We start from the raw sequence: 25,818 nt of genomic DNA on the forward strand, positions 1-25,818 counted from the left end.
AACATGAAAATACTAATCTTCTATTTAATGAAGCCATTTGGATCAATAATGAGAGCCACCTGGCCGTCCCCAAGAATCGTTGCTCCTGAGATGCCTTGTATGGCAGGTAAGTATTTACCTAAAGTCTTGATTACAATTTCGTTCTGTCCGATAAAATCATCTACCGCAAGTGCAGCAAGCTGTTCACCCTTACGAATGACTACAATTTCAACTTCGTCCTCTTCGTCATCGGTATATCCGCTGACATTAAACACTTTCGACAGCGAAACATAAGGAATCATAGAGTCTCTGAAGCTGATCATTTTTGAACCGTGTACATAACGGACTTTTTCTTTCTTGATAATTGCCGTTTCCACGATGGAGGATAACGGAATTGCATACTTTTCTTCCCCAAGTCTAATCAACATCGCTGCAATAATGGATAGCGTAAGTGGCAGCTGAACCGAGAAATTCGTTCCATGTCCCGGCGTGGAGTGGATCGATACATTTCCGCCGAGCGAAGTTATTTTTGCCTTAACGACATCAAGTCCTACACCTCTTCCGGAAATATCCGATATCGTCTCGGCTGTACTAAATCCAGGAGCGAACAACAGCTGATACACCTGCTCGTCTGTCATCAATTCTCCTTCAGCTTCTGTGACTACACCGCGGGATACAGCCGTCTTAAGCAGCTTGTCGCGGTATATTCCAGCTCCATCATCTTCGATTTCAATGAATACATGATTGCCGCTATGGAAGGCTCTTAATTGAATTGTTCCTGTTTCAGGCTTACCTGCCTCTATTCGCTTGGAGATGGACTCAACACCATGATCCACAGCGTTTCGAAGCAAGTGGACAAGCGGATCGCCAATTTCGTCAATGACCGTGCGGTCAAGTTCCGTTTCGGCACCGGTGATAACCAAATCCACCTTTTTATCCAGCGACTTTGCCAGATCCCTTACCATTCTTGGGAAACGGTTAAAGACGGTGTCTACCGGAACCATCCTGAGCTTCAGAACAATATTTTGCAGATCTGAGCTCACTCTGCTCATATGAGAAACCGTTTCTATTAGATCAGAATGATCCAGCTCACTTGCCAGCTGCTCTAGTCTAGATCTGTCAATCAGCAGCTCACTGAACAAATTCATCAGTACATCAAGCCGTTCAATATCCACTCTAATCGTTCGGTTTCCAACTGCGGCGCCGGCTGGCTTCGCACTACTCTTGTCTGCTGCCGGCTTGATCGGTTTAGCAGTTCCTTTATCATTCTTATTAACTTCTGCTTTCTTCTCTTCTATCAGGGGCATCTCTACAGAAGCAGCCGCTTCGTTGCTGGCGATATGTCCCAGCATTTCTAAGGTTAATGGTACGACTTCTACCTTCTCAATCTCGGAAATGTTCAGAATCGCCTGCTGCAGCTCTTCCGGTTGCATTTGAGTTATGTAGTATAGTGAAAAATCGTAATCGAATTGGTCCTGCTCAATTTCTTGTACTGAAGGCTCTGTCTTAATAACCTCACCGGAACGCTCAAGCAAATCAAATACCATGTAAGCTCTAACAGATTTAAGCTGGCTTGACTTACTGATGGTGACGTGTACAAACACTGCGCCCTGCCCATCAGTAATGGACTGCGTTAATACGGATGCTTGAAATTCATCAAGTGATAACGCTGTTGAACTAGAAGATGTATCTGCTGCGCTTATCTCTGATGCAGCATCAGCAACACTCGCTTCTCCATTCTCGATCGCCTGTAGCTTAGCTACAATGGCAGACACGTCAGCCTTGCCCTCTCCGCCTGCCATAATGTCCTGTACCATGGACTCGAGTGCATCCAAGCTCTGAAATAGAACATCAAATATAGGCTCCTGCATGGTCAATTTCTCATTGCGGACCAAATCCAGCACATTCTCCATCTTATGAGTCAATGAGGCAAGATCCTCAAATCCCATAGTAGCAGCCATTCCTTTAAGTGTATGAGCCGATCGGAATATAACCTGAACAATGCTGATGTCCTCCGGATTATTTTCCAATTCGAGCATCTTCTCGTTCAATGATTGGAGATGATCATTAGACTCATCAATGAACATGGATAAATATTGATTCATATCCACTTTGTATTACCTCCTTTATCGAATTAACCGTTTCTAGTGACCGCTTTAACCAGTCTTTCGGCCAGCTCCTCCAGCGGGAGCAGCTGGTTTACACATCCGAGCTCCGCTGCAGCACGCGGCATCCCATATACGACGCAGGTCTCCTCATTCTCGGCAAATGTAGAAGTAACTCCAGCTTCGAAGAGACGCTTCATCATTCTTGCTCCATCGCTGCCCATCCCCGTCAAGATGGCTATATGTCTTTCCAGAGCATCAAACGGGAGTAATGATTCAAATAGGGTATCGACTGAGGGCCTGTGTCCATTCACCGGGTCCTCACTGCCGAGCTCAATCTCATAATCCGAATTAACATTCTCCCTTACTCTCATGTGATAGCCGCCAGGAGCGATATAAGCAGTTCCCGCCTTCAAGATCATTCCATGAGCTGCTTCAACCACATGAATCTCACTGAAGGAATCAAGCCGAGCAGCCAGCGATCTGGTAAAATCCGGCGGCATGTGCTGGACGATCACAATCGGAGCCTCAAAATCCCCGGGGAAATGAGACAGCAGCGTCTTAAGTGCACGCGGGCCCCCTGTCGAGCATCCGATGGCAACCAATTTGCTGAAAGAACCAGAAGGTTTTGACGATGAATCGGCCTTCTTAGGCTTCTTGGTCTTGGCTGCTTTCACTTGAGCCAAGGATTCCTGCTCTGTTTTAATCACATCGGAAGACAGTTTGGCAGGCTCCTTATCCGCTCTGCTCGATTTCGATCTTGTTTTTTTCTCAGTTTCTTTTTTGGCTGTTTCTAATTCTTGGGCCAGCCTCTGGGTAATGGACTTGATGTCATCCAACTTGCTCTTCGCCGATCTCGGAGCTGGAATGTTCTTGCTTGCTGTCTCCGGATGAGCAGATTTAGACTCTTGTGCGATAGTCTTGTCAGGCAGCTTATGATGAACAACAGCATCTCTGTTCTTGGTCCTAGCAGACGTAGACGGCTCCTCTCCTGAGGAAGCAGTCCTTGCTGCAGCCTCATCCTTCTCCGCGGCTCTCCGGGCTCTCCGCTCCATCATCTGAACGGCTTCCTTCATCTGGTTACGAAGCTCATTGCCCACCTCATAAATATCCTGACGAAATTGAATGGAGGGCTTACGTATAAAATCAAATGCACCTGCTTCTAGCGCCTTGATGGTTTCTTTAAGACCGGTCTCATTAATTCCTGACAGCATGATGATGGGAATCGGCTGCTCGGACATAATGATCTTCAAGGCATCAAGCCCGTTTAATTCTGGCATTTCAACATCCATCGTAATTAAATCAGGGTGAAGTCTTCTGGCTTTCTCAACAGCTTCCACACCTGTCGCAGCGGTATCTGCTACACGAAAAGAAGGATCCTGCTGAATTAAATCGGTTATTATTTTTCTCATAAATGCTGAATCATCAACCACAAGTACCTGATAGACTGACATGTAAGACACCTCTAAAATAATTTCAACTTGTTTATTGGGCCGTTTTCCTCAGCCACTTGGCAACAAATCCTCTTAAACCCGGTCCCTCGCTCGATATCGGTCTGCCCATCTCCGTGTAGTTTTGGGAGATTCGTTCCATATCCTTAGAAGCCGTGCAGTTCGGATATAACGTAGTAAAGGGGGTTTGCTTCTTGACCGCACGCATCACATGACTATCCTCGGTCACGTATCCGATTAACGGAATGTCTGCTCCCAAAAAACGTTTAGCAACCAGCTGTATCTTCGAGCTGACCTGCTCAGCCTCCCGTTTGTTCTCAGCCCGATTGACGATCATACCAAAAGGGCTGTGACCGTTAATTTTGTGCATCATCTTGATGAGTGCGTAAGCGTCAGTGATCGCCGTCGGTTCTGGGGTCGTCACGACAATACATTCATCGGCTGCTGCGATAAAGCTTCTATTCTCCAGTGATAATCCGGCACCGGTATCAAAGAAAATATAGTCCATTTCCGAAGCTAGACTCTCCAAATCACGGGTGAATGCATCGATATCCTGTTCAGTCAGAGACAACAGCTCTACAAATCCGGAGCCGCCTGCGATATAAGGAAGACCAAGTGGTCCAAGCTGTATAATGTCTGAAATCCGTTTCTCTCTTGTCAGCACATGATATAGACTGAATTTAGAGGAAACCCCCATGAGTACATCGATGTTGGCCATTCCCATATCAGCGTCGAATACGAGAACCTTTTTGCCTGCAGCATGGATTTTCAATGCGAGATTTAAAGTGAAGTTGGACTTCCCTACACCGCCTTTGCCGCTTGCTACCGCAATCAATTTGGCCTGCTTCTTCACCTTTTGCTTCGTTGTAAGGTTCTCTTCCGGAATCTTCGGAATAGGCCTTGTTGCCATTAATTCTCTGAGAGATGCAGCCTGATCACTCATCCTCCATCACTTCCCAATATGCAATCTGAGAGCGTCTTGGCATCCGGCACCATAAGGTCATCAGGCACATTCTGCCCATCAGCAATGTAAGACAGTGTCACTGGGTAACGATACAGCACGTTAATTATAGAACCCAGACTGTCCGTTTCATCCATTTTGGTAAAGATGACTTTAGATAGGCCATATTTAGTGAAATGGTCTAAGATGACAAGCATGTCCTCTGTCTTTGAAGTAAGACTCAGGACAAGCACCATCTCACTATTAGGTTCATTGAGAAGCAGGCTGTTCAATTCCGACACCAGCATTTCATTTCGATAGTTTCGCCCTGCGGTATCCATAAAAATAAGATCACAATCCACTAGACGCTCCATTGCCCGCTTGGTATCTGCAGGGGATTGAACCACCTCAAGCGGAACCCCCAAAATGGAAGCATAGGTTCTAAGCTGCTCAACAGCTGAAATCCGGTACGTATCTGCCGTAACAAGCCCGACCTTGCGCTTGTGCTTAAACATTTGCTCAGCAGCCAGCTTGGCAATGGTCGTCGTCTTACCTACACCCGTCGGACCCGCAACGTACACGATACGTGTGTCCTGTGCAATGCCGCCATCCATGCGCTCTGCGAGGAATTGCCTCATCTCTTCCTTCACCATTGCTAAGCCGCTCTGCTCGGTTTGTTCTGTCCCTTGCTCCGCTACTGAATCGATCCATTTCATCCATAATTCATCGCTGACGCCATGTTGAACTAGTTTGGTACGCGCTTCATTCAGGTTGCTTGGCAGCACGGCTTCATGAGCATCTCGCTTAGCAAGTGAGACCATCATCTGCTTCATTTGCTGAATTTCAACAAGCAGAGCTTGATCAGTAGAAGCGGAAAAATCCGCCCCTTCCGGGTGCGGCTCTTGAACAGGAAGAGATGGAAGGACTGTTGAACGTGACCCCCAGTATGACGTACTCTCTTGCTTTGCATCTTCCTGTTTTTCCTTGGCCGGTGCCTGTTCTCCGTTATTCATACCGTCTGCTACTTTTCGGTAAGCATCCGGGGCCATTGCTCTTGGGATCGATCTTGACTGAGCCGGAGAAACCGGAGGGCTTGGTTGCAGATTGGTCGATGCTGCCGATCCCGCCGACTCCTCAACCGCCGCTACAACTTCAATCTTTTGTTTGCGGAACAGCCCGGCAAATCCGCCTGTTTTGATAGATTTTGTCGATAAAATGACCGCATCTGCTCCTAGCTCACTGCGAATCAGGCCCATTGCTTCAGGCATGGTATCCACCCTATATTTTTTCACTCTCATAGATTAACCACCCCGATACTTTGAATTTCAACATTAGGCTCCAGTTCGCTGTAGGACAAGACCGGTATATCCTGCATCGTTCTTTCGATCAATTGCCGCAAATACATACGGATTGTCGGTGAAGTAAGTACAATCGGCTGTTGACCTGTCTGAATCAGTCGGTTCACTTGCTCCATCAGCTTCTGATACAGCGTCTGACTTGATACCGGATCAAGCGCTAGATAGCTCCCCTGCTCCGTCTGCTGAACACTCTCCGCAATCTTCTTCTCCAGATTCGGTCCAACCGTAATGACACGCATCGTCTCCCCTTTTTGAGTAAACTGCTGTGTAATCTGTCTGGATAGAGCTTGTCTAACATATTCCGTGAGTACATCCGGATCTTTCGTATAGGTACCGTAATCCGCGAGCGACTCAAAAATAGTCACCATATCCCGAATCGAAATTTTCTCACGAAGAAGTTTAGCCAGTACTTTTTGAATATCACCAATGGACAATACCGATGGAATAAGCTCATCGACCAGAGCTGGATAATTCTCTTTCAAGTTATCCACCAGAGCTTTCGTTTCCTGACGACCTAGAAGCTCATGCGCATGCTTCTTAATCATTTCCGTCAAATGAGTCGCCACAACAGAAGGCGGATCGACGACGGTATAGCCGGACAATTCAGCCCGATCCTTAGTGGCTTCGTCAATCCATAGTGCTGGAAGCCCAAAAGCAGGTTCGGTTGTTTCAATCCCGGTTATTGAATCATCATCATATCCTGGACTCATCGCCAGATAGTGATTGAGCAGAAGCTCACCGCTCCCGACGATGTTCCCTTTAATCTTGATCACATATTCGCTCGGCCTTAACTGAATATTGTCTCTTATCCGAATTACCGGAACGACAAGTCCCAGCTCAAGAGCACACTGTCTTCGAATCATGATGATACGATCAAGCAAATCTCCACCTTGTCCTGTATCTGCTAAAGGGATAAGTCCATATCCAAATTCGAATTCGATCGGATCCACTTGAAGCAGATTAATTACACTTTCCGGACTGCGTACCTCTTCAATCTGCTGCTCTTCTTCCATTTGTTCATCACTTATTTGCTGTTTGTTCAAATTCTGCTGCATCTTCCACCCTGCAAAGAAGAGAAGTAACGCAAGTGGCAATGTTGTAATCAGCTCAATTGGTGTGAAGAATCCTAGGAATGCAACCGTTGCTCCAACAATATATAGAAGCTTCGGATAAGAGAAGAGCTGGGATGTAATATCATCCGCCATTGTGCCGTTAGAAGCTGCACGTGTAACGATAATACCGGATGCGGTAGAAATGAGTAGTGCAGGGATCTGGCTGACCAGTCCGTCTCCGATCGTTAACAGAGAATAAGTAGACAACGCATCAGTAAAGCTCATACCCATCATTACCATACCGATAATAAAACCGCCGATAAGGTTGATGAGCAGAATAACGATACTCGCAATCGCGTCTCCCTTAACAAACTTACTCGCACCATCCATCGCACCGTAAAAGTCCGCTTCGCGTTCGATTTTACTTCGGCGATCTTTAGCCTGATGCTCATTAATAAGACCTGCGTTTAAATCCGCGTCTATACTCATCTGCTTCCCGGGCATCGCATCGAGCGTAAATCTAGCTCCTACCTCCGCCACGCGCTCCGAACCTTTCGTTATTACAATAAATTGAACAACGACAAGGATAAGAAACACGATGAAACCGATAACCGGCTGACCGCCGGAGATCCAGCTTCCAAAAGTGGCAACAACCTGTCCCGCATAAGCATCTTGCAAAATGTGCTTGGTCGTTGCGAGGTTAAGTGCTACACGAAATAAGGTCGTCACAAGCAGCAAGGAAGGGAATATGGAGAATTCCAGAGCTTCCCTCATATTCATCGCCACTAGCAAAATAACCAAAGCGATAGCGATGTTGATTACTAGCAGTGCATCAAGTAGTCCAACAGGAATAGGGAGAATCATCATTAGCACGATGCCAATGATCCCGATCAGGATTGATAGGTCTTTAATTTTCACTAGTTTCCATGCCTCCGATTCCCCTTATGATTCGATCTTCCTTTTAATTTGTAAACATAGGCAAGAATTTCAGCGACCGCCTGGAAGAGATCTGCCGGAATAGAATCTCCGATCTCTGTCCTTTGGAACAAAGCCCTGGCAAGCGGTTTATTCTCCATAAGCGCCACACCATGCTCTTTGGCAATCTCCCGAATGCGTAATGCCATATGATCTGCGCCCTTTGCTATTACAGTGGGTGCCTCCATTTCATTGCCATCATATTTCAAAGCGACTGCAAAGTGAGTAGGATTCGTAATAATGACGTCCGCATTGGGAACTTCCTGCATCATCCGCTGCATCGCCATGCGTCTTTGCCGTTCGCGAATTTTCGCTTTAATGAGAGGGTCGCCCTCCATCTTTTTATACTCATCCTTAATGTCCTGTTTGGACATTCTGATGTTCTTCTCATGCTCATATCTCTGATACATGTAATCCAGAATAGAAAGTACAAATAAGGCTGCGCCAATATTGATTCCGAGATCCAGCGTCATTTCCGCTGCAAATTTCAGAATGCCATCCAATGACAACAAGCTGAGGCCTGCAAATTCATCACGTGCCCCCCACAGGATGTCGTAAACCAAATAACCGATAATGACGAGCTTAAGTATGGATTTCAACAGTTCCACCAGTGCTCGCATGGAAAATATGTTCTTGAAGCCTTTGATCGGATCCAGCTTGCTGAATTTAGGCGTGACCCCTTCGCCTGTAAGCAAAAATCCGACCTGAATATAATTGGCTGCAAATCCGATGATAACGGCGATGGCAAAGATCGGTGCAAGGAGGATAAGAATTTCCATTCCAAATTGTCCGAACATGACCATTACGTTCTCGCTTGTCACTTCCATATCCAGCCTGTTAACAAAGATATCTCTGAAGACGTCTGCTATGCGTTCCTTGTAAAATCCTCCAAAGATGAGCAGACACATGAAACAGGCGAGTAAAATGGCCGCTCCGGATATTTCCATACTTTTGGCCACTTGACCCTTTTTACGAGATTCCTGACGTTTTTTCGGGGTAGCTTTCTCCGTCTTTTCCCCTGAGAACATCTGCAGGTCCAGTTTAAATCTCATTACTGCTCTAACCCCCGCCCCGCAGATTCAAGCTTTAAGCTCCCTGTTTAATCACTTCCAGAACTCCCTGCATAGCTTCAAACATGACTGCGAACAAATTTTCAAATAAATATAACAGGCCTGGTATGGTAACCAGCATCATCGCGAGTCCTACCAAAATTTTCAACGGAACACCAATGACGAACACATTGAACTGCGGCGCTGTTCTTGCCAAGAAGCCGAGACCGACATCAGTCATAAATAGAGCGACAACCAAAGGTGCTGCCAGTTGAAATGCGAGCATAAATGCCTGAGCGAAAGCTGTAATGATTAATTCAGCAATATTCCCGCTTGCGATTGCATTAAAAAGATCATTCCCCATCAGCGGTACCCACTCATAGCTGTATACAATCGCATCCAGCATCCGATGGTGACCGTTCATGGTCAGAAACAACAGAACAGCAAATGCATACTTCACATTACCGGTCAAAGGAGCGGCCGCGCCTGTCATTGGGTCATAGACGTTTGCCATCCCAAACCCGATCTGAATATCGATAAATGCGCCTGCTGTTTGTATCGCTGTAATCATGAGCAGTGCAATGTAACCCAGCAGCAGACCCATCAGAATTTCTTTAACAATGAGCAGAATATATTGACCATCCATCGGAACCGACTGACCCAAGCCAAAAGTGAGGTACACGATGACTGAGATAAAAAAAGATATTCCAATCTTAAATACCCCTGGAACCCCCGGAGTGGAAAATATAGGTGCAGCAACAAAAAATGCTGTAATTCGACAAAAAATAAGCAGAGCGACAGAAAAACCTTGAAGCATCATCTCCATGTTTGTGTATGCCTACCCGATATAAGTATGAAGATTATCCAAAATGTTAAATGTGAAATCGACCATTGTTGCAAGTATCCAGGGCCCAAATAACAATAGCGCCACAAGTACCGCGATAATCTTGGGAACAAAAGCCAGTGTCTGCTCCTGGATCTGTGTTGTCGCTTGAAAAATACTGATAATAAGACCTACTACAAGCCCTAATACAAGCATTGGCGCACTGATTTCCAGTGCAATAAAAATCGCTTGCCCAGCCAGCTCAATGATAAAATCGGATGTCATGGCCGCTTGCCTCCAATGTCTAGATGCGCCCTAATTCAAGGACTGAAACTTAATAACAGAGATTTTACGACCAAATACCAGCCATCCACCAGAACAAAGAGAAGTATCTTGAAGGGCAGTGATATCATGACAGGCGGGAGCATCATCATCCCCATCGCCATAAGTACACTCGACACGACAATATCAATGACTAAAAATGGAATAAATATCATAAAGCCCATCTGGAATGCAGTTTTCAATTCACTTATGGCATAGGCTGGAACAAGTACATGTAATGGAATATCCTCATAGGACTCGGGTTTTTCCGTTCCGGTGTATTCCATAAACAGCAGCAAATCCTTCTCTCTTGTATGAGAGAACATGAATTCCTTCATCGGATCCGCTGCCTCCTCCAGTGCTTCCGTCTGTGTAAGCTCTCCTCTCAGATAAGGCTGGAGTGCGGCTTCATTCATTTGTGATATGGTTGGAGACATAATAAACAAGGTCAAAAAAAGTGCCAGTCCGACAAGTACTTGGTTCGGCGGCATCTGGTTCGTACCGAGCGATGTTCTGACAAAGCTCAGGACGATAACGATCCTAGTAAAGCTTGTCATTAATACGAGAATTGCAGGTGCAATGCTTAATACCGTAACGAGTAAAATAATTGATAATGCGCTTGTGCTCGGTTCTTCGCCTTCCGTATTCCCAAACTCGATAGAAATATCAGGGATCGGCTGTGCGGCAAAGGCCTCTGTACCATGGAATACCGTCAGGCACACCCACAACAGACATGCAACTACAATCTTCTTATTCATGAATCCCTCGACCGATCTCTAGTATCTTCTTGAAGCCAGTCTTCCATCTGTTCCTTGCGATCTGGCATTTCTTGAAGTTTCTGTTCAAATAATTGCTTAAAGTCAGCTTCATCAACTTCTTCAGACTTGGTCGTTTTTCGATTAAGCCGGGTCTTCAGAGTCTCGATAGTTGAGAATAATGTTGTTGTTTCCCTTCCTTCAAGCTCAAATTGCTTCATTAGCAGACTGATCTCCTCGGGATCAGCCAAGGTATCAATAACATTGATATCCTCACCAACCCCAAGGATATATAGTTTACTTCCGATCTCAACGATTTGAATTGACTTGCTCGGTCCAAGACCGACTCCACCCACAACTCGCATCGCTTTCTTTTGGAAAAAGTGTTGATTCTTACGACCCAGCCAGCGTACGAGCAGCACGATGGCTGCAATTATCGCAATAAGGACTACAATTACCCATAGCAGCTGGCCATAATAGCTGGTTTCCATCGTGTTGGTACTACTAGCGGCTTCCATCTATCGATTAAATACCTAACGTCTTGTTAATCGCTTCGATTACACGATCGGATTGGAACGGCTTAACGATGAAGTCCTTCGCACCAGCCTGAATGGCGTCAATTACCATTGCCTGCTGTCCCATTGCAGAACACATGATGACTTTAGCGTTAGGATCAATCTTTTTGATTTCCTTCAGTGCGGCAATTCCGTCCATTTCTGGCATGGTGATATCCATTGTAATCAAGTCAGGACGAAGCTCCTTATACTTTTCAATAGCTTGTGCTCCATCTTGGGCTTCTCCGACAACCTCAAACCCGTTTTTTGTCAGAATGTCCCGAATCATCATTCTCATAAATGCTGCGTCGTCCACGATTAAAATTCGATTTGCCATGTTAGTTAAAATCCTCCCCAAAAATTGTGCTTATTGTATTTTCTGTAGTCGGTCCCATTCACTGATGATATCTGTTACACGTACACCAAAGTTCTCGTCAATGACAACGACCTCGCCTTTAGCGATCAGCTTCTGGTTTACAAGAATATCTACAGGTTCACCGGCAAGCTTGTCCAGTTCAATGATCGATCCCTGAGATAGTTCCAAAATATCCTTAATTTGCTTCTGGGTCCTTCCTAATTCTACGGTGACTTTAAGCGGTATGTCCATCAATAAATTCAAATTATTGTCGCTTTGCTGCCCAAAATTTCCATTGTTGAAATTTGCGAACTGTACAGGTTGCACATTTACACTGCGAGCGTGCATATTTCCGTAATGTTGTGGTTCGTTATATTGCATATTCTGCATTTGCTGCGGCATTGGTGGCATCGCCGTTTGTCCCTGCCAAGGCTCCTGATATGGCGTGCCCGGCATCTGCATCGGTTCAGCAGGTGAAGAAGGCATACTGTTCGGATGCTCCTGCACGGGAGTCTGTACCGGGGGCTGCGCTGCCGGAGCCGCTGGTTCTGCAATCTCTTCAATCGCTGCTGCAATTTCATTTGCTGCTTCTTCTGCAGGATCTGACGATCCGTGGATGAGCATATGAACTATATTTTTCGAAAAATCTACTCTTAACAGCTGCATAATGTTTGAATCTATCAAATCCCCAATCAGCAATCTGAAGGAAACCTTAATCAGCGTTTCATCCATTGGGAAATTGTTAAGCCCTTCGCCGCTGGACATATTCAAAATGTCGATGCTTGGCGGAGAAATATTAACGAAACGATTAAACAAAGTGGACATGGAGGTTGCTGAAGATCCCATCATCTGATTCATTGCTTCTTGAACCGCACTGATATGAATCTCATTCAGTTCCTCATCCTGCGGATTCCCTTCACCGCCGAGCATCAGGTCAGCTATAACCTGTGCATCCCGCTTTTTGATCACAAGGGAATTAATTCCTTCAAATCCATCCACGTACGTAACATGTACGGTGACATGCGGTTTTGGGAATTCCTCTTCAAACTGTGATCGATTAATTATCGAAATTTTAGGTGTTGTTATATCAACTTTATTCCCGAGCAAGGTGGACAGAGCTGTTGCCGCACTCCCGAAAGTAATGTTGCCAATTTCGCCCAGTGCATCCTGCTCCAGCGGTGTGAGATAATCGTCAACTGTCTTAACTACAGGCTCTCCACTGGAAATGGATTCAGATTGCTTCAATAGAGCATCTATTTCTTCCTGGGACAAATAATCTTTACTCGTCAAGCTCTTCAACTCCTTCAATCAGAATCTCATCTATCTGCACGGCTACTCGATCTCTGAGTGTTCCCGGACTCCCCATAAATTTGGCCCGTTCCCCCACTTTGATCGTCAGCCCTTCTTCAACCGGCTTATTCAAAGTAATGACATCTCCGACATTCAAGGATAGGAACTCTGCTATGGAAATATTCGACTCGCCCAGTTCTGCTATGATCGGCAATTTCGCTTTTTTAACTCTCTCTTTTAGTGCTACGACTTCTTCAGGTGCTCTCGATTTTTTCTCAGATATGAACCACTGATGCGTTGACAGCTTGGACATGATCGGTTCAACCACCACATGCGGAATACATAAATTAATCATTCCTGTTGTGTCACCGATCTTTGTGCTGAGCGAAATAAGAGCAATGGTCTCGTTCGGAGATACAATCTGCATAAACTGCGGATTGGTCTCCAGTGCTTCCATTCTTGGTGTGATATCAAGTACCGTCTTCCACGCTTCTTGCAGACTGTCGAATGCTCTGCTGAATATTCGTTCCATAATCGTTGTTTCAATCTCGGTCATAGAACTCGTTTTGGCTGATGAGGTCCCGGGACCGCCTAGTAAACGATCCAGCATCGCATAAGCAACGTTAGGGTGTACTTCGAGCACCATTCTGCCTTGGAGCGGCTCCGCTTCAAAAATATTCAATATCGTCATCTTCGGTATGGACCTGATAAACTCGTCATAAGGCAGCTGTTCGACCTGAACAACATTAATTTGAACAAAAGTTCGTAATTGCGCTGAAAAATAAGTGGTCAGATACCTCGCAAAATTTTCATGTATACGAGTTAAGCTTCGAATATGATCCTTCGAAAAACGTACAGCACGTTTAAAATCATAGGATCTGATCTTTCTCGCTGTTTCTTCCTTCTTGAGTTCTTCAGCATCCATCTCCCCAGAGGAAAGAGCAGCGAGGAGGGCATCTATCTCATTCTGTGAAAGTACATCAACCATTTATCTCACCCCCTTGCAGAAATAAAAATGATCTTACGTAAGCTGCATTACAAACCTGCTACCACGATAGAAGTTATTTTACTTTCCATAACTCTGCCGCTTGGCAATTCCTTATTAATCAGATCTGTGAGCTCACTTAGGAACAAATCACGGTTCTTGCCAGACTCAAGCTGCTCAGGCTTGGTGTCGGCCAGCTTCTGCAGTATGGCGGGCTTGATTTGAATTTCCTTGATTTTCTCAAAATCCTCTTTAGCTTCCTTGGAGTTGACCTGGAAAGCGAGGTTCAATTGAACGATATTCGTATATCCTGCAAGGTTTGTCTTGATATCTGTAATTTCTGAAGTCAATTCTACGATTTCATCTGCGGATAAATGCTTCGTCGCTGTAGTTTCAGCTAAATCCTGATCTGAACTCTTATCTGCATTAGATCGATCTACTAGCAGAACCGCGGCAAGCACAATCAGCGTAATGCCAAGCATGATCGTTGAAAGCCAGGGTAACATCTTCTTCATATTAGGAATCCTCCGTTTGTTGCTGCACTTTTATCGTTGCTGCATGTATGCCTATTTCACCGTTATACTCTTTGATCTTGTTAATGATTTCGTCTGCCTTTTCTAATACAATCAAACGTTTTCCTGTAACGAGAGTGACGTATGTATCCGGTGTTTCTTCTACAGTTTCTACGAGCAGCGCATTTAACCACATGGATGAACCATTAAGTCTCGTCACTAATATCATGGGTCTTCCTCCTGCTTAAGTGCCTAAGGGAAGCAATCCGCCTCCCCTAAGCTATCAAATTATTAACGCTTGAGGTTTACTACTTCAGTAAGCACTTCATCAGAGGTTGTAATAATACGTGAATTCGCTTGGAAACCCCGCTGTGCCACGATCATTTCCGTAAATTCACCTGTAAGATCAACGTTAGACATTTCAAGCTGCCCTGTAACAATTGCACCAGTACCTGCTTCAGCGTCATTGGCAGTAACGATTTCAAGTTCTCCCTCTGGATTGGCATTCAAGGTCATGCGGTACAGGTTGCCCCCCATTTTCTCAAGACCACCCGGATTGGCTACGAGTCCAATCCCTAGCTGAACATCTGCAGCAACAGTTCCATCGGCAAGCTGTGTATTGATCATCCCATTCTGACCGATTGAAAAGGCCACCACTTCAGGGTCAATCACGATAGCCGCTCCATCAGAATCAAAGACAAACAAACCGTCAGAAGTTAAGAGATTGCCATTCGCATCCACATGAAAATCACCAGCACGCGTAAGATAAGGAGGTTCTTGACCATCTGTAAGACCAACAAGAAAGAATCCATTTCCTTCTAAACGTAAATCCGTAGGGTTATTGGTAGTCTGGGCAGAGCCGGCAAGATGCAATGTATCAATTGAGCCCACATTCACTCCAAGACCTACCTGCTTCGCATTTACTCCTCCACTCTCATCAGTTGGAGCAGTTGTTCCTGAGATTGTCTGGCTCATGATATCCTTGAACATAACCCGGCTGGATTTAAATCCTGTCGTATTCACGTTTGCAATGTTGTTACCGATCACATCAAGTTTGGTTTGGAATCCTCTCATTCCGGATACTCCGGAATACATAGACTTCAGCATTTTGCACTACCTTTCCAAGTTAAGTTATTTTTGCCGCTTCTGTCGGTCCACGGCATGAAGGCTCTCCGTTAGGGCCAGCCGGTTAAGAAATAATTACTGCGCTGTCAATCTGAGTAAATACGTTGTCACTCATGGAGCCTCCGTTCACCGCGGTTACAACCGTGCGGTTCGGCACATTCACAATAAAGGCCGTATCCTGCATCAATACCAGCGTTTCCTTTGCTCCTTTTGCTGCCGCCTTATCAATGGCATCACCAAGCTTCATCAGCTGCTCATTTCCGAGCTCAATTCCACGCTGTGCAAGTCTTTTGGAAGCATGTTGACTGAGCTTGACCCATTCATTATTTAATAGCTCCTGAAAAGAAGTTCCTGCCGCTGAGGAGCTCGTGCTCTTCTTGTTGACATCTCGAAGGCTTCCTGGCGATACCGGTCCCGTATACAGCTGGCCTACTCTTAAAATGTTACTCATGCCTGCATACCGGATTGATCTTCAGATGATTCTTCAACAGCGAGCTCTGTATCTGGCTGTTGCATTTCTTCTCCCTCTGCTGATGCTGGGTCACTGATTTGTATAATGTCTGTAAGAGCTACTTCCTCATCACCGATAATTGCGTACTGAATTTGGTCACGAATCAAGATGGACTCAACCTGTCCAGTCAGCACACCCGATTCTCCCGTCTCCGAATCTTTTCCGATCCAGCTTACATTTTTGCCAATCAATCCGGACGCTGCACCTAGAGATTGTGCCAAGCTCTCCAGCTGGCCTGAAATATTCGTTAGCTGCTCGACCGAAGTGAATTGTGCCATTTGAGCGATGAATTCTTTATCCTCCATCGGCTGCATCGGGTTCTGATTCTGCAACTGGGTTATTAGAATTTTTAAAAATTGATCCTTGCCCATCTCCTGCGTAGATTTTCCGCTGGCTGCGGCCACATTGCCCGCCGAATAGTTCGGCCATACATTAGATGTTGAGATTATGTCTGCCACTCGTTACCACCTCACTTCCTATCAAGCTTTGGCTGTAAAGCCTTGTGTACGTTCTGCTGAAGGGAAGACCTCCAGTCCTTGCTGTTCCCTTATCCATGTTCGAAGCTCATCCTGCATTTCTACCGCTTGAATGGCATCTTCATCTCTTTGCTCGCGTTCCCTGGATCTCCGTTCGCCACCGGACTGTCCATTAGAGCCTCTCCCATCTTGATACATATGAGAAGATAGAGATGAGTTTTGTGTAACCTCCAGTCTTTCGACTTGAATCCCTTGAGTCTGAAGTGTAGCTCTCAGCTGAGTGATCTGCTGCTCGAGCAAATCTTTGGCTATCACCTGCTCTGTCGTAAACCGGGCAACGAGTTGTCCATTCTGCATGGATAACTGAACATCCACCTGACCTAAATGCTCCGGACGCAGTGAGATTACCGCTTCCGCTATGCCGTTCTGTTTAACGAACTCAAACTTTTGAATAACAAACTCAGACATATCCTTAACAAACTGCCTCGCAGGTATTGCCAGCTCTGATTTTGCAACTGGGGTTTGAACGTTACCGCTGCGAAGTACAAGCTGTCCGGCTGTCGTAGGCTCGTTACTCTTCCCTTGTTCACCATCTGAGGTTGCAGCCGATGAATCGGTTTCCTCAACCACGCTGGTCTTTGAAACTTCTGATAGAACAACCTTTCCTGCTTCCTTGTCTATCAGCTGATCGGGCTCCTCTGTGTTGTTCACTGTACTCGAGCTGTCCTCTCCCGCGGCTTGAAGCAGCTGCTCCATTAATGAAGAATTGGAATTTTGGACCACAGGAGCCTTATCAGGCGACATATTTACGGTTGCTGCTATTTGCTCTGTTACGACCTGTAATTTCTCTAGAGTCTCTGTACTTATATCTGCTTTTTGTAATCGATTGTTGAGAGAGGTGATCAGCTCTGTATGTAGGCTCGGCTTCATCAGGACCTGTCCATCTGAACTCGTCTTCCCACTTGCTTCAACCACTTGCTGTAATGCCTCTTGGACTGCATATTGGATCGTGTTCGGATCATTAGCCAGAATATTAACCATTTGCTGAGAAGTGGATTCCGGCGAATCACTACCTGCCTGGGCTTCTGGGTAATATGCATTCATGAATTGAGAGAGCCAGGCATTCAAATCTGCTAATAGTTCAGAATCCTTCATAAGGAGCTTATCCTTAGATTCTTCCAACGATTTGATTAGGTTCTCAATCAGCTGTTCAGCTGCTATGGGCAGTTCAGACTCATCCAGCAGTGTCAGATTCATCTCTTCCTCGGAAGCCGTAATCCCGGCTGCTGCCAACAAAGTAAACAATCCCGTTTGCTTAACGTCAGATTTGCTGCTGCCAGATGCTGAAATAGTCCCCATCAATACCTGAAGCTGTTCCAGAAAAGACGGCTGCGCACTCATTACCGTTTCACTGCTGCTTTCTGCGAGTGAGCTGATTGTCGATTCGCTTGTCGGTGTCATCGCCATTTGCGGCAAGAAAGATATCATTTAATTTTTTCACCTCCTTTCAAATCGCCATTTAAGTTCTATTTACCGCCCATGAGCCTATTCAGGATTTTGGCAGAAGCTTCTTTGTCGATGCCAGACATGCTGTCAAGCAGCTCTGCTCTCTTAGCATCATCCACCGTTTTAAGGATCGTTATCGCCCGATCAGAGCTGATCTTGTTCATTTCTAAAATAAGCTCAGCACCACTCGCAGCCGACATGGATGAGAAAGTTTGAGTTAGTTCATTCTGGTCAAGATTCCTGCTGTTATTGGTCTGTGTCGTTTCTTCTGCAGGCTGACTCGCTGCGAGCTTCGATTGCAATGCCGCGATTGCCTTCACCTCTGAGGTTGTTACTTCCTTGAGAGCTGAAGTCAATTCAGCAGCAGTTTGGGGATTCATTTTCTCTAGAATGCCTATCTGCTCATCCGACTTCATCTCTGACAGGAGCTGCACCTGCTCTTCTTTTGTCATGCTTTGAATTATAGGTGCCGCTTTACTAGGCTTCATCTCACCATACATCTTGGCCAGGTCTCTGATCTCCTGCACATATGGATCGACCTTCTCCTCTCCCTCTTCTGCGCTGCTTTCTGTTGTTTGCTGTAACTGCTCTATTTCTTCTTCTAATTCCTGCACTTTGTTATCTTGCTCTGTCTTTTGCGCTACTGCTTCGGCCAGATCCTGCTCAGCAGCCTCAAGGTCTGCTTTCAAGGTCTCAATTGTAGCCTGGTCACTCTCCATTTGCTGCTCCAGCTTTCTCTCTTTGACCAATTCAGGATCAAGCGCTTCTTCAGGAATCCATTCCTTCACAATAGGAATTTGGCTTAAGAAAGCCAGAGCCTTATTCTTGAAGTCGCCGTTCAGCACGATGAGAAGCACTGTAACGAGGACAGCTGTAAACACTATCGGGACTGCGATTACAAGAAATTTTTCCCACCCACTGCTGGACTCTCGCTCCAACTCTTCCTTATCCTTGCCTACCAACACTCATACCTCCTCCGGCGCATTTCCTCACGTTACTCTTGATTAACGTGCTTTGACTGCAAAGCGCACCGTTGCCATTTCATCCAGTTCATTTTGTTCCCGAAGGAGCATTTCCTGTTGAAAATGCATTTTTGCTTTTTCTCTTGCTTCCATCCAAACCTTCTCGTCCAGCATCTTGTCATTCAGATAATCCTGATTCTTCTTAACGTTCACTTGTGCATAAGCCACATCGTTGTTCTTACGGCTGATACATTCGTCCAGATAATGAATATATCGGTTCATTTCCTGAAGATTCGCAGCAGATAGTGACTGCTGAGATGACGATGAGATGCCTTGGAGCATATCCTCTTTGTCTTGAACCAGCTCCATAAGATGCTGCTCCTCTGATTTCAGCTTCCCAATCGCGGAGGATAGCAGCCATTCAGCTTGCGTTTTTTCTGTGGATTTAAGATCGACAACCTTCTGAAAATGATACGTGAATCTCATAACCTACCTGTTCATCTCCTTGAGAATTCTGTAATCAATCTCTGTATAACCTCATCCAAATTTGTTTTCTCATCTACTTTTTGCCGTGTAAAATCCCAAATATCTCTGATCCGATCAATAGACTCGTCAATTTCCGCATTAGACCCTTTTTGATAAGCACCAATGTTGATTAAATCCTCCGAGTTCTTGAACACGGACATTAGTCTTTTTATATTTTCTGCAGCCTCAATCTGATCTCGTGGAGCAATATCCTTCATCACCCGGCTTATACTCGCCAGCACATCAATGGCTGGAAAATGTCCTTTGTTAGCAATGCCTCGATTGAGCACGATGTGTCCATCGAGTATCCCTCTAACCGCATCGGCAATCGGCTCGTTCATATCGTCACCATCCACGAGCACGGTATAAAAAGCCGTGATGGACCCTGTTGGTCCTGTACCCGCTCGTTCCAGCAATTTAGGAAGACTGGCAAATACAGATGGGGTGTAACCCCTCATAGCTGGCGGCTCCCCAACCGCAAGACCAACCTCACGCTGGGCCATCGCATATCTCGTTACAGAATCCATCATCAGCATCACATTCATGCCTCGATCTCTGAAGTACTCTGCAATTGTTGTCGCGATAAGCGCCCCCTTAATCCTCACCAGAGCAGGCTGATCCGAGGTCGCAACGATGACAACAGAGCGTTCCAATCCTTCCGGTCCCAAATCCCGTTCAATGAAGTCAAGCACCTCACGTCCGCGCTCTCCAATAAGAGCGATGACATTCACATCGGCAGACGTATTTCTTGCGATCATTCCCATGAGTGTACTTTTTCCAACCCCGGATCCGGCAAAAATACCTACACGCTGGCCTTTGCCAATCGTGAGCAAGCCGTCGATGGCCCGAACGCCAATACTTATCGGCTCCTGAACTCTCGGTCTGCTCAGCGGATTAATAGGCGCGCTAGAAGTGGAATAGTGCTGCATTCTCGCAGGTATTATGGAACCATCCAGCGGCTGGCCTAATCCATCCAGTACTTTTCCTAACAGCTCGGATCCCACCTGTACATTCAGCGGCTTCCCTGTACCAACGACATCACATCCGGGACCGATGGATTGCAAATCCCCAAGCGGCATCAACAGCACTTTGTTGTCTCTAAACCCGACAACCTCTGCCTTCAAAGGTGTGGATGACTGGCTGGGATAGATGAAGCATACATCGCCTATGCTGGCGTCAGGACCTTCCGACTCTACCATCAGCCCGATAACCTGTGTTACTTTTCCATTGATGCGAATAGGGTCCAGATGTTTGAGCTGATCGATATATCTGTGCGAGCTAAGCACCTTCATACTGTCCTCGCTCCTCCTGATCAAGTGCGACTCTAATCAATTCCTTCTTGATCTCAGTCAATTGCGTATCTATTCTCGCATCGACACTTCCATACGCCGAACGGATGACACAGCCGCGATCCTTGACAGAGGCATCAGGCAATATCTTAAGCTCCGCTTGAGAATCAATGGCGAAGGACAATTCCTCTCTTGTTGCTTGAACAAAGGAGTACTGGGAAGGTGCCACACATAGTGTAATAACCCCTTGCTCGCGTTTGCGAGATAAATTCTTTTTGATCAAATCGAGCATAAGATCCGTGTCTTCTGCGAGCTGCCTGTCTATAATTTTCTCAGCGATGGCACTGCTGAGCTCTACAAGGAAAGGCTCAGCTTCCTGTATAATTTGTTCCTTCGCTTGATAAGCCTCATTTAGCACAGCTTGAGCTTCAAGCATTTTCATCTCCACTTGCTCTTGGAGTTCCTTCTTTGCTTTGTCGCACCCTTCGTCATACCCCTGTTTAAAACCCTCAGAGCGCAGCGCCTCAACCAAGTGCTCATCCTGCAATCTTTTTTCTTCCCACCAGGCTTCAATCTGTGATCTGCTCTCCTGCAGTATGTGTTCCGCTTCTTCTGCAGCTTCGCGAATTTGTCTTTCTGCAAATTCTTTCGCATTTTGAAGCATTTCTTCTTTCAATCTCTGGGTCTCCTCATCAACACCCGGCTGTTGACCGATATGAGAAGTAATATCCAGATTGTCCGTAATCTGCTCCTCCTGCGGCTTATCGCCATATTCATGAACAGGTCTCAGTTGTTTGTGAGTATCCACAGGCACATATTGGAAGGACTTGATCAAATTAGACAACGATATCATCTCCTCCGCCGCGAGCTATAATAATCTCACCAGCTTCTTCCAGTCTTCTGATCGTTGCAACAATTCGAGTCTGTGCTTCTTCCACATCACGAAGCCTTACAGGACCCATATACTCCATCTCTTCCTTGAACGTTTCGGACATGCGTTTCGACATGTTCGTGAATATCGCCTGACGTACTTCTTCACTTGCCACTTTAAGGGCAAGCTGCAGATCGGCATTGTCGATATCACGGATAATGCGCTGAATCGAACGGTTATCCACATTAACAATATCTTCAAATACAAACATCCGTTTCTTGATTTCTTCTGCAAGCTCTGGATCTTGAATTTCGAGAGAATCGAGAATAGTACGTTCTGTTCCTCGATCGACACCGTTCAGAATTTGAACGATGGATTCAATACCGCCGGCATTCGTATAATCCTGAGTCACCGTCGCAGACAGTTTCTGTTCCAGAACCCGTTCCACTTGTGAAATGACTTCAGGAGAAGTGCTGTCCATAACAGCAACACGTCTTGCAACATCCGCCTGTTTTTCTTGCGGAAGCGAGGACAGAATGGCTGCTGCCTGCTCGAACTGCAGATAGGACAGTACTAATGCTATGGTCTGCGGGCTCTCGTTCTGAATGAAGTTAAGAATTTGATTCGGATCCGCTTTCCGGGCAAAATCAAACGGTCTGACCTGGAGCGTAGCTGTTAGACGATTGATGACCTCCAGCGCTTTTTGTGAGCCAAGCGCTTTTTCCAAGATCTCTTTGGCATAATTGATACCACCCTGAGAGATATACTCCTGTGCCAAGCAAATTTGATGAAACTCGGACATAATCAATTCTTTTTCTCCCGAGTCCACCTTTCGAACATTTGCAATTTCCAGCGTTAATTGTTCGATCTCTTCATCTCTCAAATGCTTAAAGATCTGGGCAGACACTTCAGGTCCTAATGTTATTAGCAATATGGCCGCTTTCTGCCGGCCTGTTAATCCGTTCCCCTGCTTAACCAACTCGTTCACCTCTATTCATCAGCTAGCCATGTACGAAGCAGGTTAACAAATTCATCTGGTTTCTTCTTAGCGAGTGTTTCCAGCTGTTTGCGCACTTGGCTTTCGTTCGTGACTGTTTCCAGATTAATGGACGGGAACTCTGTAGGAACCTGGAGCGGAATATCTTCTTCGAACTCTTCTTCCTTGTTGCGCCGTCTTCTGTATATTAAGTATCCACCGCCTGCGAGCAGTAATGCGGCTGCTGCAATCAGCCCCCATATCATGCCGGATGTGAGCTGAATTCCTGTCTGTTCCGGAGTCTGCACCTGCGCCGGTTTCTCGGTAACAGATACTCTCTGAATCACTTGCTCCTCAGTGTATTCAACCCCTGAGCTCGACAGTGAGGATCTGACAATATTTTTAAGCACCTCTGTAATCTGTTCTGTTGTCTGTGATGCTCCACCGTTTAGATCATCATTTTGACCCCCGGGTGTTTCAACAGCTACATTTATGGTTAAATCTTTAACAACATAAGGACTCTGCACGATTTCTCTGGCAATGCGGTTAACTTCGTAATTAATGACAGAAGAGCTGTCTTCACCGCTTGTGGTTGAAGCATCGGCTGCCGGGTAATTGACGACATCTTCTTCCCCGGTGCCTGCGACTCCGCCATCAGCAGAACTGCCTCCGGTATAACTGCTCTGAATATCCTGAACGCTGATTTCGATTCCCCTCATATTTTCTTCATCGACAGGGGTTACGAGATTTTGCGTTTCATTCACTTTGTCGAAGTTCAGGTTAGATGTTACAAGCACGTCTACGTTGCTGCTGCCCGTAATACCTGTTAGAAACTCTCTGACTGTTTTTTCAATGTCTTCTTCATATTGCTTCTGAAGCTGCATATTCTCTTGCACTTCACCAAGGGCACTACCACCACCGCGCTCCGTAGGTACAAGTTCTTCGCCTTGATCGGTTGAAATCGTAATATTTTCAATTGGCAAATGTGGAACTGCTGTTTTTAGCAAATTAAAATATCCGTCAACTGCGGCCTGCGAAGGCTGATATCCAGGTTGAAAACTTAATACTGCTGAAGCGGAAGCACTGTCCTGTGCTGATGAAGCAAACAGGCTTTCTTTAGGGAGATTAACTAGGACTTTAGACTCTGATATTCCCTGCATGCCTAATAGCATCTGCTCGATTTCACCATTAAAAGCATTGGCGTACTTCACTTGGAATTCTTTGTCCGTCATTCCCATTGCAGACGAGCCTTGTTCAAAGATGTCATATCCGATCGATCCATTCTGAATCAAGCCTTGGGAGCCAACATCGACTTTAACTCGGGCCGCTTGTGTACTCGGGATGGAAATTTCAGAGCCATCTGCGTTCAATTGAAAAGGAATATTGCCTGATTCCAAATAACTGATAACTCCGGCAGAATCTCCAGCATCCAGACCCGTAAACGCAACCTCATATTCCGTCTTGGAGAATTGTATCGTTAGAATTACAACTGCAATGATCAGGAATAAAACAGTAGAAATTAACATTACTTTTTGTTTTTTCGTAAATTTATTCCAATACGCGGAAACCTTGTCCTTATATTGGGCCATTCTTTCGTTCACTGTGTCACCTCATCCGAAACTTTGCTATAAACTTAAAACTACATTTGGATCCGCATGATTTCCTGGTAGGCCTCGATCACCTTGTTTCGAACTTGGGTTGTCAGTTGCAGACTAAGGAGAGCCTGCTGTGATGCGACCATGACCTGATCAACATTTACGTTGCCAAGGACAAACTCAGTTGACATTTCGCTGGCATGTTTTTCTTGATCTGCCACTTGAGTGATTGCATCTTCAAGGTAGGAAGAGAATTGTTTGATGGTTTCGGTTGGGGTTGAACTGCCCTGTGTCATGTTAACATTAGGGGTTTGTATAGCTGAAGCTTTAAACATGGTATTTTCGATCACGATTTTCCCTCCCATTATCTGCACGATTATGTATATACATAATTTTTCTCTAGCTTATTTCTAACGTCCAATCTCCAGTGCTTTCATCACCATTGCTTTGGAAGCATTAAGCGCGGTTACGTTTGCTTCATAGGATCTTGACGCACCAATTAAATCTACCATTTCTTTTGTTGTATCCACGTTAGGCATGTACACATAGCCTTCTGCATTTGCATCGGGATGTGTCGGATTGTATACCGGTTTAAGCGGAGCTGAATCCTCTTCGATTGCTGCTACTTTGACTCCCTGTCCTACATTCCCGCCTTGCATTTCATTGTCTAGCATCTGTTTGAAGCTGGGTTGATTCGACTCCAGTACAACCATTTTTCGCTTATAAGGTACGGCTTCTCCATTCTCGATCTTTGCTCTTGTCGTTTCACTGTTCGCTATATTGGATGAAATGACGTCCATGCGAAGTCGCTGAGCGGTTAAAGCCGAAGCACTGATATCAAAGCTTTTACTAATGTTCACTTATGCTCTATCTCCCTTCGGTTGCAGTGCGCATAATCTTGATATGCTCATTCACCAGTTGAATATAAGAGTTATAACGCAGCTGGTTCTCCGCGAGAAGACTCATTTCTTTATCCACGTCAACATTGTTGTCATTATTGCTCATCGCTGTACTGTTGTCTGTTGTTGTGACAGCTGCTGGAATGGAAGAACTAGGACCAATGGGTATATGTCTTTCATTCGTACGTCTTCCAGTTAAAGTCGGCGTTCCCTGCATTTCCTGTGCAAGCAATTGCTCGAAGTGAACCTCAGAACGTTTAAAATAAGGAGTGTCACTATTCGCTATATTATTAGTAATCGCAAGTTGTCTGACGTTAGCTGCATCAACCCCTGCTTGCAATGTTCGAAAGCTTACATCATTCAGAAGATTAATCCTCATTCTCTCCCTTCCAGAATCTATAAACTATTACCATTTGAAAAATGAGACCTAGTTCAGATAATTTCGACAAATAAATCTGAAGTTTTCTCTTTTCCTAGGTCTTTAGTAGAAATAATAAGTTATTTGTCGTATATTCTAAGTTTCTTAGAGTTGGGCATTTATTACAATAAGAAAAAAGCCCTATCTTTTGCCAAAAATAA

28 protein-coding genes are annotated in these 25,818 nt (G+C 45.5%); all 28 read right to left on the bottom strand.

Annotated elements, in window-relative coordinates:
• Positions 1-20: 20 nt before the first annotated feature.
• Positions 21-2,090: a chemotaxis protein CheW gene (locus ACFQ3J_RS10225; RefSeq protein ID WP_251583221.1), complete on the bottom strand. Its 2,070-nt coding sequence runs from the start codon at positions 2,088-2,090 to the stop codon at positions 21-23.
• Between the two features lie 23 nt (positions 2,091-2,113).
• The gene (locus ACFQ3J_RS10230; protein WP_091155160.1) at positions 2,114-3,538 is read right to left on the bottom strand and encodes a protein-glutamate methylesterase/protein-glutamine glutaminase; all 1,425 of its coding nucleotides are present in this window, start codon (positions 3,536-3,538) and stop codon (positions 2,114-2,116) included.
• Positions 3,539-3,569: 31 nt separating this feature from the next.
• Positions 3,570-4,478, bottom strand: a complete 909-nt coding sequence (locus ACFQ3J_RS10235) for a MinD/ParA family protein (protein ID WP_091155158.1) — start codon at positions 4,476-4,478, stop codon at positions 3,570-3,572.
• Entirely contained in the window at positions 4,475-5,773 is a 1,299-nt protein-coding gene (gene flhF, locus ACFQ3J_RS10240) for a flagellar biosynthesis protein FlhF (RefSeq protein WP_251583219.1), read from the bottom strand. The genes ACFQ3J_RS10235 and flhF overlap by 4 nt, the downstream gene beginning before the upstream one ends.
• On the bottom strand, positions 5,770-7,803 hold the full coding sequence (gene flhA, locus ACFQ3J_RS10245) for a flagellar biosynthesis protein FlhA (protein ID WP_091155154.1): 2,034 nt from the start codon (positions 7,801-7,803) through the stop codon (positions 5,770-5,772). The genes flhF and flhA overlap by 4 nt, the downstream gene beginning before the upstream one ends.
• A complete protein-coding gene (gene flhB, locus ACFQ3J_RS10250) occupies positions 7,803-8,912 on the bottom strand; it encodes a flagellar biosynthesis protein FlhB (RefSeq protein WP_091155151.1) in 1,110 nt (369 codons plus the stop codon). The genes flhA and flhB overlap by 1 nt, the downstream gene beginning before the upstream one ends.
• A gap of 34 nt (positions 8,913-8,946) precedes the next feature.
• Positions 8,947-9,735 carry a flagellar biosynthetic protein FliR gene (gene fliR / locus ACFQ3J_RS10255; protein WP_170862371.1) on the bottom strand — a complete coding sequence of 263 codons (789 nt, stop codon included), beginning with the start codon at positions 9,733-9,735 and terminating at the stop codon, positions 8,947-8,949.
• Between the two features lie 12 nt (positions 9,736-9,747).
• Positions 9,748-10,017, bottom strand: a complete 270-nt coding sequence (gene fliQ / locus ACFQ3J_RS10260) for a flagellar biosynthesis protein FliQ (protein WP_047909707.1) — start codon at positions 10,015-10,017, stop codon at positions 9,748-9,750.
• A gap of 35 nt (positions 10,018-10,052) precedes the next feature.
• A complete protein-coding gene (gene fliP, locus ACFQ3J_RS10265; RefSeq protein WP_091155149.1) occupies positions 10,053-10,811 on the bottom strand; it encodes a flagellar type III secretion system pore protein FliP in 759 nt (252 codons plus the stop codon).
• Positions 10,808-11,326, bottom strand: a complete 519-nt coding sequence (locus ACFQ3J_RS10270) for a FliO/MopB family protein (RefSeq protein ID WP_091155147.1) — start codon at positions 11,324-11,326, stop codon at positions 10,808-10,810. The genes fliP and ACFQ3J_RS10270 overlap by 4 nt, the downstream gene beginning before the upstream one ends.
• A 7-nt stretch (positions 11,327-11,333) precedes the next feature.
• Positions 11,334-11,699 carry a response regulator gene (locus tag ACFQ3J_RS10275; RefSeq protein WP_091155145.1) on the bottom strand — a complete coding sequence of 122 codons (366 nt, stop codon included), beginning with the start codon at positions 11,697-11,699 and terminating at the stop codon, positions 11,334-11,336.
• Positions 11,700-11,729: 30 nt separating this feature from the next.
• Positions 11,730-13,007, bottom strand: coding sequence for a flagellar motor switch phosphatase FliY (gene fliY / locus ACFQ3J_RS10280; RefSeq protein WP_379292744.1), 1,278 nt, complete (start codon positions 13,005-13,007; stop codon positions 11,730-11,732).
• Positions 12,997-13,995, bottom strand: coding sequence for a flagellar motor switch protein FliM (gene fliM, locus ACFQ3J_RS10285; protein WP_091155141.1), 999 nt, complete (start codon positions 13,993-13,995; stop codon positions 12,997-12,999). Before fliM ends, fliY begins: the two co-directional genes overlap by 11 nt.
• A gap of 47 nt (positions 13,996-14,042) precedes the next feature.
• Positions 14,043-14,507 carry a flagellar basal body-associated FliL family protein gene (locus ACFQ3J_RS10290; RefSeq protein ID WP_251583215.1) on the bottom strand — a complete coding sequence of 155 codons (465 nt, stop codon included), beginning with the start codon at positions 14,505-14,507 and terminating at the stop codon, positions 14,043-14,045.
• Position 14,508: 1 nt separating this feature from the next.
• Positions 14,509-14,733 carry a flagellar FlbD family protein gene (locus ACFQ3J_RS10295; protein WP_047909714.1) on the bottom strand — a complete coding sequence of 75 codons (225 nt, stop codon included), beginning with the start codon at positions 14,731-14,733 and terminating at the stop codon, positions 14,509-14,511.
• Positions 14,734-14,795: 62 nt separating this feature from the next.
• Complete coding sequence (gene flgG / locus ACFQ3J_RS10300) at positions 14,796-15,611, bottom strand: flagellar basal body rod protein FlgG (protein ID WP_091155136.1); 816 nt, start codon at positions 15,609-15,611, stop codon at positions 14,796-14,798.
• Positions 15,612-15,693: 82 nt separating this feature from the next.
• Positions 15,694-16,080 carry a TIGR02530 family flagellar biosynthesis protein gene (locus ACFQ3J_RS10305; RefSeq protein WP_091155133.1) on the bottom strand — a complete coding sequence of 129 codons (387 nt, stop codon included), beginning with the start codon at positions 16,078-16,080 and terminating at the stop codon, positions 15,694-15,696.
• Entirely contained in the window at positions 16,077-16,598 is a 522-nt protein-coding gene (locus tag ACFQ3J_RS10310) for a flagellar hook capping FlgD N-terminal domain-containing protein (protein WP_244533149.1), read from the bottom strand. Before ACFQ3J_RS10310 ends, ACFQ3J_RS10305 begins: the two co-directional genes overlap by 4 nt.
• Positions 16,599-16,619: 21 nt before the next feature.
• Positions 16,620-18,104, bottom strand: coding sequence for a flagellar hook-length control protein FliK (locus tag ACFQ3J_RS10315; protein ID WP_251583213.1), 1,485 nt, complete (start codon positions 18,102-18,104; stop codon positions 16,620-16,622).
• Positions 18,105-18,142: 38 nt separating this feature from the next.
• Positions 18,143-19,084: a MotE family protein gene (locus ACFQ3J_RS10320; RefSeq protein ID WP_091155129.1), complete on the bottom strand. Its 942-nt coding sequence runs from the start codon at positions 19,082-19,084 to the stop codon at positions 18,143-18,145.
• A 42-nt stretch (positions 19,085-19,126) separates the two neighbouring features.
• On the bottom strand, positions 19,127-19,570 hold the full coding sequence (fliJ, locus tag ACFQ3J_RS10325) for a flagellar export protein FliJ (protein ID WP_091155128.1): 444 nt from the start codon (positions 19,568-19,570) through the stop codon (positions 19,127-19,129).
• An 11-nt stretch (positions 19,571-19,581) separates the two neighbouring features.
• Positions 19,582-20,901: a flagellar protein export ATPase FliI gene (fliI, locus tag ACFQ3J_RS10330; protein ID WP_251583211.1), complete on the bottom strand. Its 1,320-nt coding sequence runs from the start codon at positions 20,899-20,901 to the stop codon at positions 19,582-19,584.
• Complete coding sequence (locus ACFQ3J_RS10335; protein WP_251583209.1) at positions 20,888-21,742, bottom strand: FliH/SctL family protein; 855 nt, start codon at positions 21,740-21,742, stop codon at positions 20,888-20,890. The genes fliI and ACFQ3J_RS10335 overlap by 14 nt, the downstream gene beginning before the upstream one ends.
• Complete coding sequence (fliG, locus tag ACFQ3J_RS10340) at positions 21,735-22,748, bottom strand: flagellar motor switch protein FliG (RefSeq protein WP_091155120.1); 1,014 nt, start codon at positions 22,746-22,748, stop codon at positions 21,735-21,737. Before fliG ends, ACFQ3J_RS10335 begins: the two co-directional genes overlap by 8 nt.
• An 11-nt stretch (positions 22,749-22,759) precedes the next feature.
• Entirely contained in the window at positions 22,760-24,346 is a 1,587-nt protein-coding gene (gene fliF / locus ACFQ3J_RS10345; protein ID WP_251583206.1) for a flagellar basal-body MS-ring/collar protein FliF, read from the bottom strand.
• Between the two features lie 38 nt (positions 24,347-24,384).
• Positions 24,385-24,705 (bottom strand): flagellar hook-basal body complex protein FliE, encoded by a 321-nt coding sequence (gene fliE / locus ACFQ3J_RS10350; protein WP_285850173.1) that lies wholly within the window; start codon positions 24,703-24,705, stop codon positions 24,385-24,387.
• Positions 24,706-24,750: 45 nt separating this feature from the next.
• A complete protein-coding gene (gene flgC, locus ACFQ3J_RS10355; protein WP_091155114.1) occupies positions 24,751-25,200 on the bottom strand; it encodes a flagellar basal body rod protein FlgC in 450 nt (149 codons plus the stop codon).
• A 7-nt stretch (positions 25,201-25,207) separates the two neighbouring features.
• The gene (flgB, locus tag ACFQ3J_RS10360; protein WP_091159059.1) at positions 25,208-25,612 is read right to left on the bottom strand and encodes a flagellar basal body rod protein FlgB; all 405 of its coding nucleotides are present in this window, start codon (positions 25,610-25,612) and stop codon (positions 25,208-25,210) included.
• Between the last annotated feature and the right edge of the window lie 206 nt (positions 25,613-25,818).

It is taken from the genome of Paenibacillus provencensis, assembly GCF_042678545.1.
Lineage (GTDB): Bacteria > Bacillota > Bacilli > Paenibacillales > Paenibacillaceae > Paenibacillus > Paenibacillus provencensis.